General features: G+C 61.3%; 10 protein-coding genes and 1 pseudogene. 2 read left to right on the top strand and 9 right to left on the bottom strand.

Features of this window, described 5'->3' with window-relative positions; translation table 11 throughout:
- Window positions 1-9 precede the first annotated feature (9 nt).
- The 7 genes from gcvH to arcD (QMK55_RS06505) all read right to left on the bottom strand — a co-directional run bounded on the left by gcvH (window position 10) and on the right by arcD (QMK55_RS06505) (window position 7,842).
- Window positions 10-393 carry a glycine cleavage system protein GcvH gene (gcvH, locus tag QMK55_RS06535; RefSeq protein ID WP_102358993.1) on the bottom strand — a complete coding sequence of 128 codons (384 nt, stop codon included), beginning with the start codon at window positions 391-393 and terminating at the stop codon, window positions 10-12.
- A gap of 434 nt (window positions 394-827) precedes the next feature.
- Entirely contained in the window at window positions 828-2,336 is a 1,509-nt protein-coding gene (locus tag QMK55_RS06530) for a sigma-54-dependent transcriptional regulator (RefSeq protein ID WP_102358992.1), read from the bottom strand.
- 202 nt (window positions 2,337-2,538) lie between these two features.
- Window positions 2,539-2,901, bottom strand: coding sequence for a DUF5064 family protein (locus QMK55_RS06525; RefSeq protein ID WP_102358990.1), 363 nt, complete (start codon window positions 2,899-2,901; stop codon window positions 2,539-2,541).
- 62 nt (window positions 2,902-2,963) lie between these two features.
- Window positions 2,964-3,893 carry a carbamate kinase gene (gene arcC / locus QMK55_RS06520; protein WP_102358989.1) on the bottom strand — a complete coding sequence of 310 codons (930 nt, stop codon included), beginning with the start codon at window positions 3,891-3,893 and terminating at the stop codon, window positions 2,964-2,966.
- 150 nt (window positions 3,894-4,043) lie between these two features.
- Window positions 4,044-5,054, bottom strand: coding sequence for an ornithine carbamoyltransferase (locus QMK55_RS06515; RefSeq protein ID WP_320328890.1), 1,011 nt, complete (start codon window positions 5,052-5,054; stop codon window positions 4,044-4,046).
- 69 nt (window positions 5,055-5,123) lie between these two features.
- Entirely contained in the window at window positions 5,124-6,380 is a 1,257-nt protein-coding gene (gene arcA, locus QMK55_RS06510) for an arginine deiminase (RefSeq protein ID WP_102358988.1), read from the bottom strand.
- A 34-nt stretch (window positions 6,381-6,414) separates the two neighbouring features.
- On the bottom strand, window positions 6,415-7,842 hold the full coding sequence (gene arcD, locus QMK55_RS06505) for an arginine-ornithine antiporter (RefSeq protein WP_102358987.1): 1,428 nt from the start codon (window positions 7,840-7,842) through the stop codon (window positions 6,415-6,417).
- Window positions 7,843-8,348: 506 nt separating this feature from the next.
- Between arcD (QMK55_RS06505) and arcD (QMK55_RS06500) the strand changes: the two genes are divergently transcribed.
- Complete coding sequence (arcD, locus tag QMK55_RS06500) at window positions 8,349-9,776, top strand: arginine-ornithine antiporter (protein ID WP_102358986.1); 1,428 nt, start codon at window positions 8,349-8,351, stop codon at window positions 9,774-9,776.
- Entirely contained in the window at window positions 9,773-10,636 is an 864-nt protein-coding gene (locus tag QMK55_RS06495) for a DNA-3-methyladenine glycosylase family protein (RefSeq protein ID WP_102358985.1), read from the top strand. Before arcD (QMK55_RS06500) ends, QMK55_RS06495 begins: the two co-directional genes overlap by 4 nt.
- 109 nt (window positions 10,637-10,745) lie before the next feature.
- Here the strand turns inward: QMK55_RS06495 and QMK55_RS06490 are convergent, their stop codons facing one another.
- Together QMK55_RS06490 and QMK55_RS28570 are read right to left on the bottom strand one after the other, a co-directional pair.
- On the bottom strand, window positions 10,746-12,092 hold the full coding sequence (locus tag QMK55_RS06490) for a CoA transferase (protein ID WP_320328889.1): 1,347 nt from the start codon (window positions 12,090-12,092) through the stop codon (window positions 10,746-10,748).
- 130 nt (window positions 12,093-12,222) lie between these two features.
- Window positions 12,223-12,750: pseudogene (locus QMK55_RS28570) on the bottom strand (methyl-accepting chemotaxis protein); the annotation flags it as partial.
- Window positions 12,751-13,105 lie beyond the last annotated feature (355 nt).

Raw genomic sequence — 13,105 nt, 5'->3', positions numbered from 1 at the left:
CGCTACTCCTCAGGCTTCGGCTTGGGCTTTGATCAGACGGTCGTAGGCGTCCTGATCCAACAGTTTCGCCACAGCCGATGCATCGCTTGGCTGGAAGCGGAAGAACCAGCCTTCGCCCAGCGGGTCTTCGTTGACCAGTTCCGGAGCGTCTTCCAGCGCCGGGTTGACTTGCAGCACGTCGCCGTCGAGCGGCATGTACACGCCGCTGGCGGCTTTCACCGATTCCACGGTGGCGGCTTCGGCGCCTTTTTCGTAAGCCTGCAGGTCAGGCAGTTGCACGAACACCACGTCACCCAGAGCGTTCTGCGCGAAAGCGGTGATGCCGACAGTAACGCTGCCGTCAGCTTCGGTGCGCAGCCATTCGTGATCTTCAGTAAAACGCAACTCGCTCATGGAAACTCCTAAGGGGGCCAGACTCGTCTGGTGGACGCGGTGGAAGGCTCGGGCGGTAATGCCCTGATTTTATGAGCGGTTACTTAGCAAGAACGCGGCCAGCTTGTATTTATCTATATAAAACAATGAGTTATGTGTTTTTGGTGAGGGTGCATGGTGAAGGTGTGTAGCGAAATCGCTACAGATCAGGGCAGGGAAAAAAGCTGAAGCGGATCAAAGCCTTGCACAGCGGTCGCTGGAGGATGGTGTAGCGAAATCGTTCCGCTGTAGCGCTTTCAGTACAGACGGAGGTCGTTTTTGAACGGATTTCGAATCCGTCACAAATCATTGTAGGAGTGAGCCTGCTCGCGATAGCAATGTGTCAGACGCCGCACATGTTGAATGTCAGACCGCTATCGCGAGCAGGCTCACTCCTACAGGGAATGGGGGGGCTCTCAGGCTTTGTTGGGAATGCCGTATTTGCGCAGGCGATGGGCGATGGCCGTGTGCGAAGTTTGCAGGCGGCTCGCCAGTTGGCGGGTCGAGGGGTAGCTGACGTAGAGCTTTTCCAGCAGTGAACGCTCAAAGGCTTCGACCGCTTGTTCAAGGCTGTCGACGTCGCTGTCGGTTTGCCGTGCGACCGAGGTACCGGCGATGTCGAGATCGCCGATATCCACCAGACTGCTTTCGCAAATCGCTGCCGCACGGAAGATCACGTTCTGCAACTGCCGCACGTTACCCGGCCAGCGGTTGCCGAGCAGCGCCGGATAGGTGCCGGGGGCGAGGCGGCAGACCGGACGCTGGATCTGCGCGCAGGCCTGCTGCATGAAATAGCGCGCCAGCAGCAGGATGTCCTGACCGCGTTCGCGCAGCGGCGGCACTTCGACGTTGAGCACGTTGAGCCGGTAGAACAGGTCTTCGCGGAACAGGCCTTCGCTGACCATTTTTTCCAGGTCGCGGTGGGTCGCACTGAGGATCCGCACGTTGACCTTCACCTCACGATCACCGCCAACGCGACGGAAGCTGCCGTCATTGAGGAAGCGCAATAACTTGGCCTGCAAGTACGGCGACATCTCGCCGATCTCGTCGAGAAACACCGTGCCCTGGTTGGCCAGTTCCATCAGCCCCGGTTTGCCGCCTCGCGCCGCGCCGGTGAAGGCGCCGGGGGCGTAGCCGAACAGTTCGCTCTCGGCGAGGTTCTCCGGCAGCGCGGCGCAGTTCAGTGCCAGGAACGGCGCGCTGTACCGCGCACTGATGGCGTGACAGGCGCGGGCCACCAGCTCTTTACCGGTGCCGGTTTCGCCCTGAATCAGCAGCGGCGCATCGAGCGCCGCCACCCGTTGTGCGCGGGCCTTGAGGGTGCGGATCGCCGGGGACTCGCCGAGCAGCGCATCGAAACCTTCGGCATGGTCGTGGTGCAGTGCCGAGAGCTGTTCGCCGATACGGTTCGGCTGATACAGGGTCAACAGCGCGCCGGCGTCGGTGATCGGTGTGGCGTCGAGCAACAGGGTCTGGCCGTTGACGGTGATTTCCCGCAGCGGCAGGCGGAAGCCCTGTTCGAGCAGGGTGTCCAGCAGGCCGGGATCGTTGAACAATTCGGAGACACTTTCCCCCGCCGGCTCACGCCCGTACAGCGCGATCAAGGCCGGGTTGGCCAGCAGTACCTTGCCAGCGCTGTCCAGTGCCAGCACCGGATCGGTCATTGCCGCGAGCAACGCATCGAGCTGCAAGTGCCGACGCTGGCCGGGGAGGATGTCGACCACGGTCACCGCTTCCACGCCGAGCACACGAAACAGCGCATCTTTCAGTTCTTCGAGCACTTGCGGGCTCAAGGTCGGCGCGTCGATGTAGACGTTGGGCGGAATCATCTCCACCGCATCCAGATTGAGATTGCGCCCACCGAGGATAGCCAGGACTTCCTGGGTGATGCCGACGCGGTCGATGAAGCTGACGTGGATACGCATGGGGCGGTTCAGTGTTCTGCAGTGCGGAGGGGGGCAAGTATGCCTTGGGGCGGGCTAATGGTGAAACCTGTGTCCTGCGCTGATCGTTCCCATGCTCCGCGTGGGAATGCATCCCGTGACGCTCTGCGTCACAGCGGACGCGGAGCATCCGTGGCGGCATTCCCACGCAGAGCGTGGGAACGATCAATGTGCAAAATCCAGGTTATTCGAAATGCTCGAGATTGACCGGGTCGCCGGATTGCATATTCAACTGCTTGCGGATGTCTTCAAACATTAAGTCGTAATGTTTGTGCACCGAACCGATCTGGCTGTGGGTCTTGGGAATCCCGTATTTTTCGGCGATCCGGGTCACGTCGCGGGCGAAGTTGTAAGCCTCTTCCTTGGGCAGGAAAAACGTTTCCTTCATGTCCTTGCCCTGCATGCTGCCATGCAGGGTGAACTGTATCCCTTTGCCTTTTTGCGGGTCGGTGAACACTTCATAGTCGAGGTGCACGTTGTAATTGACGTCATCGTCGGTCAACGCGTGCCGCTCGATGTGCAGACGACCGGGTTCGAATTGGGCCATGGGTTTCTCCTTTCAAGGCATGGGAGAAGGGCAGACCTTGAGCCTGCCCCCGGAGTTTCTAATTATCGATAGCTGATACCCGGCTTCGCCGTGCTGACGCGAGTACCCGCAGAGCCCTGGACAATCGCTTCGATGTCCGCGAGCGAGCCGATCACCGCGACTTTGCCAGTATGGCGTGCGAATTCGCAGGCTGCCTGCACCTTCGGTCCCATGGAGCCGGCGGCAAAGCCCAGGCGTTCCAGTTCATCCGGATGCGCCTCGGCGATGGCTTTCTGCGTCGGTTTGCCGTAGTCGATGAACGCCGCGTTGACGTCGGTGGCGATCACCAGCAAGTCGGCTTCCAGTTGCTCGGCCAGCAACGACGAGCACAGGTCCTTGTCGATCACCGCCTCGATGCCCTTGAGGTTGCGGTGCTCGTCGTACATGGTCGGAATCCCGCCGCCACCGGCGCAGATAACGATGCTGCCCTTGTCCAGCAGCCATTTGATCGGACGGATTTCGAAGATGCGTTTCGGCCGTGGGCTGGCGACCACGCGGCGGAACTTGTCACCGTCCGGGGCGATGGCCCAGCCTTTTTCGGCGGCGAGTTTTTCCGCTTCAGCCTTGTCGTAGACCGGGCCGATCGGTTTGGTCGGGTTCTGGAACGCCGGGTCCTTGGCGTCGACTTCAACCTGGGTCAGCAGGGTGGCGAACGGCACCTCGAAGTCCAGCAGGTTGCCCAGTTCCTGTTCGATGATGTAGCCGATCATGCCTTCGGTTTCGGCACCGAGCACGTCCAGCGGGTAAGGGGTGACGGAGGTGTAGGCTGCCGCTTGCAGCGACAGCAGGCCGACTTGCGGGCCATTGCCGTGGGCGATGACCAGTTGGTTGCCGGGATGGATCTTGGCGATTTGCTCGGTGGCGATGCGGATGTTGGCGCGCTGGTTGTCAGCAGTCATCGGTTCGCCACGGCGGAGCAGGGCGTTACCGCCCAGAGCTACGACGATACGCATGGTGCATGTCCTTCTAAAACAGAGGAATGTTGATCGTTCCCACGCTCTGCGTGGGAACGCCGCCACGGACGCTCCGCGTCCGCTGTGACGCAGAGCGTCACGGGATGCATTCCCACGCAGAGCGTGGGAACGATCATGGATCAGCAGTGGTTACAGATCAGCCAGGGTCGAGACCAGAATCGCCTTGATCGTGTGCATGCGGTTTTCCGCTTGCTCGAAGGCGATACAGGCTGGCGACTCGAACACGTCGTCGGTCACTTCGATGCCGTTGGCCAGGTGCGGATATTGCTCGGCGATCTGTTTGCCGACCTTGGTATCGCTGTTGTGGAACGCCGGCAGGCAATGCATGAACTTGGTGCGCGGGTTGCCGGTGGCTTTCATCAGCTCTTTGTTGACCTGGTACGGCATCAGTTGCTGGATACGCTCGGCCCACGCTTCCACCGGTTCGCCCATCGATACCCAGACGTCGGTGTGGATGAAGTCGACGCCTTTGACCGCCGCTTTCGGGTCATCGGTCAGGGTGATGCGTGCACCGGATTCTTCCGCGTATTTCTTGCAACGATCGACCAGATCGTCATGCGGCCACAGGGCTTTCGGCGCGCAGATGCGCACGTCCATGCCGAGTTTGGCGCCGACCAGCAGCAACGAGTTGCCCATGTTGTTGCGCGCATCGCCGAGGTAGGCGTAGCTGATTTCATGGATCGGCTTGTCGGCGTGTTCACGCATGGTCAGCACGTCGGCGATCATTTGCGTCGGGTGATATTCGTCGGTCAGGCCGTTGAACACCGGCACGCCAGCGAACTTCGCCAGTTCTTCGACGATTTCCTGCTTGAAGCCACGGTACTCGATGGCGTCGTACATGCGACCCAGCACGCGGGCCGTGTCTTTCATGCTTTCCTTGTGGCCGATTTGCGAGGAGTTCGGGTCGATGTAGGTGACGTTGGCGCCTTGGTCGTAGGCCGCCACTTCGAACGCGCAGCGGGTGCGGGTCGAGGTTTTTTCGAAGATCAGGGCGATGTTATTGCCCTTCAGGTGCTGCTGCTCGGTGCCGGTGTACTTGGCGCGTTTGAGGTCGCGGGACAGGTCGAGCAGGTAACGCAGCTCACGTGGGGTGTGGTGTTCCAGGCTGAGCAGGTTACGGTTGTGAATGTTGAACGCCATGATGATTCTCCTTGGATTCGGTAATCGGCCCGGCCGCTACGGGATGGGGGCGGCCGGGGAGATGGTCGTTTAGTAATCGATTGGGTCGCGGATGATCGGGCAGGTCATGCAGTGGCCGCCGCCACGGCCGCGACCGAGTTCGCCGGCGCTGATGGTGATGACCTCCACGCCTGCCTTGCGCAGCAGGGTGTTGGTGTAGGTGTTGCGGTCGTAGCCGATGACCACGCCCGGCTCCACGGCCACCACGTTGTTGCCGTCGTCCCATTGCTCGCGTTCAGCGGCGAAGCTGTTGCCACCGGTTTCCACCACGCGCAGTTTCGGCAGGTTGAGGGCTTTGGCCACGGTGTCGAGGAAGGTGCCTTCTTCGCGGCGGATGTCGATGCCGCCCTGTTTGCTTTCGTCAGGGCGCAGGGTGAACGCGACGATCTGGTTCACCACTTCCGGGAAGATCGTCACCAGGTCGCGGTCGCAGAAGCTGAATACGGTGTCCAGGTGCATCGCCGCACGGGACTTCGGCAGGCCGGCGACGATGACTTTTTCCACGGCTTTGTTCTTGAACAGGTTCAGCGCCAGTTGGCCGATGGCCTGGCGAGAAGAGCGCTCGCCCATGCCGATCAACACCACACCGTTGCCGATCGGCATGACGTCGCCGCCTTCCAGGGTCGAGCTGCCGTGATCCTTGTCCGGGTCGCCGTACCAGATCTCGAAATCGGCGTTGGTGAACTGCGGGTGGAATTTGTAGATGGCAGTGGTCAGCAGGGTTTCCTGACGGCGCGCCGGCCAGTACATCGGGTTCAGGGTCACGCCACCGTAGATCCAGCAGGTGGTGTCGCGGGTGAACTGGGTGTTCGGCAGCGGCGGCAGAATGAAGCTGGAGTGGCCGAGGAAATCGCGGTACATCTCGATGATCTTGCCACCGAAGCTGTCCGGCAGATCATCGGCAGACACGCCACCGATCAGGAACTCGGCGATGCGCCGTGGCTCCAGGCTACGCAGCCAGGATTTCACTTCGCTGATCAGGCCCAGGCCCACCGAATCGGCGGTGACCTTGCGTTCCAGGATCCAGTCCAGCGCTTCAGGGATGGCGACGATATCAGTCAGCAGGTTGTGCATTTCCAGCACGTCGATCCCGCGTTCACGCATCTTGGTCACGAAGTCGAAGTGGTCGCGCTTGGCCTGGGCGACCCACAGCACATCGTCGAACAGCAGTTCATCGCAGTTGTTCGGGGTCAGCCGCTGGTGGGCCAGACCTGGGGAGCAAACCATGACTTTGCGCAGTTTGCCGGCTTCGGAATGGACGCCGTACTTAACTTTTTCCGTGGTCATTGCAGTGATCCTCCAGAGATAAAACGTTGGGCAATTACAGAGTCAGGAAGCCGTCGTAGAGACCGTAGGCCGCCACCAGGGCACCGACGACCACCGCGGCGAAAATCAGCTTCTCGACGTTGGTGAAAACCGCTTGTTTGAGTTCCAGCTTGGCCTTGGCGAACAGGATCGCGCCGGGGGCATACAGCAGGGCCGAAAGCAGCAGGTACTTGACCCCGCCGGCGTACAGCAGCCAGACCGCGTAGACCAGGGCGATACCGCCGATGATCAGGTCCTTGCGCCGCTCGGCCACGAAGCCTTCGTAGGTTTCGCCGCGCACCGCCAGCAGCAGGGCGTAGGCCGCCGACCACAGGTACGGCACCAGAATCATCGAGGTGGCGAGGTAGATCAGCGACAGGTAAGTACTGGCCGAGAACAGGGTGATAATCAGGAAAATCTGCACCATCGCGTTGGTCAGCCACAGGGCGTTGACCGGTACGTGGTTGGCGTTCTCCTTGCGCAGGAACTCCGGCATGGTGTGATCTTTGGCGGCGGCGAACATGATCTCCGCGCACAGCAGCACCCACGACAGCAGTGCCCCGAGCAGCGAGATGATCAGACCGACGCTGATCAGCACCGCGCCCCAGTGACCGACCACGTGCTCGAGCACGGCAGCCATCGACGGGTTCTGCAGTTTGGCCAGTTCTGGCTGAGTCATGATGCCCAGTGACAGCACGTTGACCAGCACCAGGAACAACAGCACGGTGATGAAACCGATCACGGTGGCCTTACCTACATCGGAACGCTTCTCCGCCCGTGCCGAGAAGATGCTCGCACCCTCGATGCCGATGAATACCCACACGGTGACCAGCATCATGTTGCGCACCTGGTTCATCACGCTGCCCAGATCCGGGTTTTTCACGCCCCAGATGTCAGCGGTGAAGATGTCCAGTTTGAACGCGAAGATCGCGATCAGGACGAACAGCAGCAGCGGCACAACCTTGGCGACGGTGGTTACCAGGTTGATGAACGCCGCTTCCTTGATCCCGCGCAGCACCAGGAAATGCACGGCCCACAGCAGCACCGAGGCGCCGATGACCGCCGCCACGGTGTTGCCCTCACCGAAAACCGGAAAGAAATAGCCGAGGGTGCTGAACAGCAGAACAAAGTAACCCACGTTGCCCAGCCAGGCGCTGATCCAGTAACCCCAGGCGGACGAGAAACCCATGTAATCGCCGAAACCGGCCTTGGCGTAGGCGTAGACACCGCCGTCCAGATCAGGCTTACGATTGGCGAGGGTTTGAAAGACAAAAGCGAGGGTGAGCATGCCGACAGCGGTGATGGCCCAGCCGATCAATACCGCGCCGACGTCGGCACTGGCGGCCATGTTTTGTGGCAAAGAGAATATCCCGCCACCGATCATTGAGCCGACTACCAATGCAACCAGTGCACCTAGTCGTAGTTTTCCGGGAGCTTCAGACATTGCATGACTCCATTGCAGGAGAGAAGAGTTCACAGCGTAATGCTGTTGCCTGTTCAAACAGCTGACTTAGATCAGTTCATGGCCACATTCCATTGTTAATGAATGACTTATGAAAGAGCTGATGGCATAAAGCTGCTGCCCGAAGAGGCCTATTCCAGAGGCTTCTGGCAGGTGTGGTTGGGAATTGCTCCTATTACTTTCGAATTATCACGCTAGTTGCTTTTCAGCTTTTGGCAAATTTTTCACATCTGTTTTCAGTACAGAATCGAATAATCAGGATCTGCGCACAAAAAGCGACTAGCCGTGTTAGGCGTTAGCGTGGTTGGCTATATATAAGAGGCGTTAATTGGCGTTATTCAATAAACGTACTTACGCTTTATCCGTTTAGTTAATACCCAGAAACAGACACACCTTGTGGCGAGGGGATAAATCCCCTCGCCACAGGTATAACTCGCCACAGGTATAAACAGGTTTCGAGAACCTTTGTCAGGAAAAGGGAGACTGGAATGTCGCAACCGACGCAAAAGCTTCGCCTTGGTGCGTTGATCGCCCTGGTGGTGGGTTCGATGATTGGCGGGGGGATTTTTTCCCTGCCGCAGAACATGGCGGCGCGCGCCGATGCCGGGGCGATCCTGATCGGCTGGGGCATCACCGCCATCGGCATGCTGACTCTGGCCTTCGTGTTCCAGACCCTGGCCAATCGCAAACCCGAGCTGGATTCCGGCGTCTACGCCTACGCCAAGGCCGGGTTTGGCGACTACATGGGGTTCTCGTCCGCGTGGGGTTACTGGATCAGCGCCTGGCTGGGCAACGTCGGTTATTTCGTGTTGCTGTTCAGCACCCTCGGTTACTTTTTCCCGGTGTTCGGCCAGGGCAACACGCCGATCGCCATCGGCTGTGCGTCGGTGCTGTTGTGGGCCGTGCATTTTCTGGTGATGCGCGGGATCAAGGAGGCGGCGTTCATCAATCAGGTGACCACGGTTGCCAAGATCGTGCCGCTGATCATGTTCATCGTCATTGCGGCGGTGGCGTTCAAGGCCGACATCTTCACCCGCGACATCTGGGGTCACAGCAACCCGAGCTTCGGCGGGGTGATGGATCAGGTGCGCAACATGATGCTGGTCACGGTGTTCGTGTTCATCGGTATCGAGGGCGCCAGCGTGTACTCGGCACGGGCGGAGAAACGCACCGATGTCGGGCGCGCCACGGTGATCGGTTTCGTCGGTGTGCTGGCGCTGCTGGTGCTGGTCAACGTGCTGTCGCTGGGGATCATGAGCCAACCGGAACTGGCGACCCTGCAGAACCCGTCGCTGGCGGCGGTGCTGGAACACATCGTCGGGCCCTGGGGTGCGTTGCTGATCAGCCTCGGTCTGGCGGTTTCCCTGCTCGGCGCGTTGCTCTCGTGGGCGCTGCTGTGCGCCGAAATCCTGTTTGCCACAGCGCGGGACAAGACCATGCCGGCGTTCCTGAAAAAGGAAAACGCCAACCACGTGCCGGTCAATGCGCTGTGGCTGACCAACGTGATGATCCAGGTTTTTTTGCTGATCACGCTGTTTTCCGCCGGCACCTACACCAGTCTGATCTACCTTGCTTCGTCGATGATCCTGGTGCCGTACCTGTGGTCGGCAGCTTACGCGGTGCTGCTCAGCGGGCGCGGCGAAACCTATGAACACGCCTCGGCCGAACGCACCAAGGACCTGCTGATCGGCGGCATCGCCCTGTGTTACGCGGTGTGGCTGTTGTACGCCGGCGGGGTCAAATATTTGCTGCTGTCGGCGCTGCTGTATGCGCCGGGGGTGGTGTTGTTTGCCAAGGCCAAGCATGAGCAGGGCCAGCCGTTGTTCACCCATGTCGAGAAGCTGATTTTCACCTGCGTGATCATCGGTGCGGGGCTGGCGGCGTATGGCTTGTACAGCGGTGTGCTGTCGTTGTGAGGTTGGCGCTGGCTTATCAGCCGCCTTATGACTGGGACGCGATGCTGGGGTTTCTTGCAGCGCGGGCGGTGGTCGGGATGGAGACGGTGGTTGATGGCGTTTATTCGCGCAGCATCGGCTTGCACGGGGTGCATGGCACGGTGTCGGTGTGGGCGGGCGCGGCGGATGCGCTGGAAGTCGAGCTGGATTTTCCTGATCCGGGCGCCGAGCCCGAGATCGTCCGGCGCTTGCGCCGTCTGTTTGATCTGGATGCCGATCTGGCGCTGATGCAACGGCATCTGGCTGCCGATCCGCTGCTGGCGCGGTTGATTGCCGAGCGCCCGGGGCTGCGCGTGCCGGGTGCGTGGGACGGTCTGGAACTGGCCTTTCGCGCAGTGCTGGGGCAGCAGATTACCGTGGTCGCGGCGATTCGCCTGGCGGGAAAACTGCTCGCGCACTATGGCGCAGCGTTGCGCTCGGCGGTGCCGGGTCTGACTCATGTATTTCCCGAGGCGCTAGTACTGGCGGCGGCTGATCTGGCTGCGCTGGGCATGCCGAAAAGTCGCGGGCGGACGCTCTCGGGCGTGGCGCAGGCGTTGCTGGAGGATCCGCTGTTGTTCGAGCCGAATCGCGAGGGCGGTGTGGCGCGGTTGCTGGCGTTACACGGGATTGGCGAGTGGACGGCGCAGTACATTGCGCTGCGGCAGTTGCGCGATATGGACGGGTTTCCCCATGGCGATGTCGGGTTGTTACGGGCGCTGGAAGTGCTGGAAGGCACGCGGCCTTCGGCGCGGGAACTGGCTGATCGGGCTGAGGCCTGGCGACCCTTTCGCGGGTATGCGGCGCAGGTGTTGTGGACGTCTTTGAGCAGGGCGGATTGATCCTGATTTTATGTTTTCAGTTCTGGCCTCTTCGCGAGCAGGCTCGCTCCCACAGGGGGAGCGCATTTCAAATGTGGGAGCGAGCCTGCTCACGAAAGCGGTCAGAGGGTCACCACTGTGGGCGATGCGAACCCAGTTCGGTGGCCGGCAACGCCCATTGCAGTGGCGTCCCACTGATCTTCACCGGCGCCAGCAAGCGGTGCGCTGGCCCCCAGGGTGTCTGTTCCACCCACGAGCTTTGATCCTGCGCCTCTTCGGCGCGCAACGCCTCGCCAGCCCCCGGCCCATGCTCGATCAGCAGTTTGGCGGTGCGCGCCAGTGACAACCGCGCCGAGCCGCCCCGGCCAGTCTTCAAACGTTCCGTCAAAAGCCGGATCGCACTCGCCGCCATCAGATAACCGGTCGCATGGTCCAGCGCCTGCACTGGCAGCGGCGTGGGTTTGTCGGCCTGCTTCCAGCGCTGTCCGGCCTCGGCGATGCCGCTGCTCATCTGCACCAGGCTGTCGAAGCCGCGGCGGTTCTGCCACGAGCCGCTCCAGCCGTAGGCGTTGAGGCAGACGTCGATCAGCCCCGGAGCCAGTTGCCGACGGCGCTCGGCGCCGAAACCGAGGTGTTCCAGCGCATCGGCGCGGTAGCCGTGCAGCAGGATGTCGGCGTCCTTCAAAAGGTTTTCAAACAGTGCACGATCGGCTGGTTGATGCAGATCCAGCCGTGCGCAGCGTTTGCCGAGGGTGACTTCCGGCACCACGCCTGGTTCGTTCCAGGTCGGCGGATCGATGCGCAGCACATCGGCACCGAGCCCCGCGAGAAAGCGGCTGGCGGTAGGGCCGGCGAGCACGCGGGTCAGGTCCAGCACCTTGAGGCCAGCCAGCGGTTGCGCCACTGAGCCTTGCCATGTGGTGGCCTTTTCATCTTGCGAATCGATGAAATGCACCAGCGGTTCGGCGTTCACCGCCAGCCCCTGCGGATGCTGCTGCCACTGCGTCCAGTTGCGCATTTGCGCGGCACAGCCCTTGGCGTCGACCACCGCTTGCTCCAGATCGGCACTGCTCCATTGCGCGACTTTCGCTGCCATCGCGGCACGGTCGGCGCAGGCTCCCAGCACACTTTCGGCGGCGGCGCGGTGATGCGGGGCATTGGTGTGCAGGCGGATCCAGCCATCCTGTGTCGCGTAGTCACCGGCCACCGGGTCCCACAGCGGCGGGACTTCCCAGCCCATCGGACGCAACGAGGTGGCGAACCAGAACGAGGCCAGGCGTCGGTCGACTTCGACGGCAGGCAGCTTCCCGGTTTGTTGCTGGAGCAGTTCGGCGACGGCCTGACCGGCAGCGGCGATGCTGGCGCAGGCCAGATCGGTGACGGCGAACGCCGAGGGCAGAGCGCCACGGGCGGTGATGGGAATAGGCGTGTGTGGCAAGCCGAGTGCGGCTTGAATGGACGTGAGTAAATCAGTCATCGAAGGCCCTCCGGGAGAGAGGGCGATGATAGTGCAAAAGAATCTCGAGTCAGATGAAAACGCCAGCGGGTGAACACTTACCCCTGTGGGAGCGAGCAGGCTCGCTCCCACAGGGATTCTTGCAGGTTTGCTAGACGCGGAATTGATCCATCAGCTTCATCTGCTGGCTCGCCAGGGCATTCAGTTGGCTGCTGATTGCCGCCGATTCGGTGGCCTGTTCAGTCAGCGTTTCAGTCACGGTGCGAATCGCCGAGACGTTGCGGTTGACCTCTTCGGCCACGGCGCTCTGCTGTTCGGCGGCGCTGGCGATCTGCAGGTTCATGTCGCTGATCACCGTCACCGCATCGCTGATCTTGCCCAGCGCATCCACCGCCTGACGGATCTGCCCGGCGTTGTTGTGCGCCTGGGTCTGGCTCGAGTGCATGGTCGCCACCACGCCACGGGTGCCGGTCTGGATACGCTCGATCACGATGCGGATTTCTTCCACCGAATCCTGGGTACGCTTGGCGAGGTTGCGCACTTCATCGGCCACCACCGCGAAACCACGCCCGCTCTCGCCGGCGCGAGCCGCTTCGATGGCGGCGTTGAGCGCCAGCAGGTTGGTCTGTTCGGCGATGCTGCGGATCACTTCCAGCACCGAGCCGATCTGCTCGCTGTTGACCGCCAGCGCTTCGACTTCGGTCACGGCTTTGCTGACTTCATCAGCCAGTTGATTGATGTCGCGGGTGCTGCGCTCGATGATCGACATGCCGTCCCTGGCCGACTGATCGGCGCCCTTGGCAGCGTTGGCCGCGTTCGATGCGCTGTTGGCGACATCGTGGGCGGTGGCGCTCATTTCGTTGGAGGCGGTGGCAACCTGGTCGATCTCGCGGAACTGCACCTGCATGCCTTCACTGGTCTGGCGGGCGATTTCCGAAGACTGGTCGGCGGTGCCACGGGCCTCGGTGATGCTCTGCTTGATCTGGGCGATGGTCGGTTGCAGCTTGTCGAGGAAGCGGTTGAACCAGTTCACC

Source organism: Pseudomonas sp. P8_229 (assembly GCF_034008635.1).
GTDB lineage: Bacteria > Pseudomonadota > Gammaproteobacteria > Pseudomonadales > Pseudomonadaceae > Aquipseudomonas.
The sequence above is the reverse complement of the archived record's forward strand: the minus strand, read 5'-3'. Positions and strand labels throughout refer to the sequence as shown.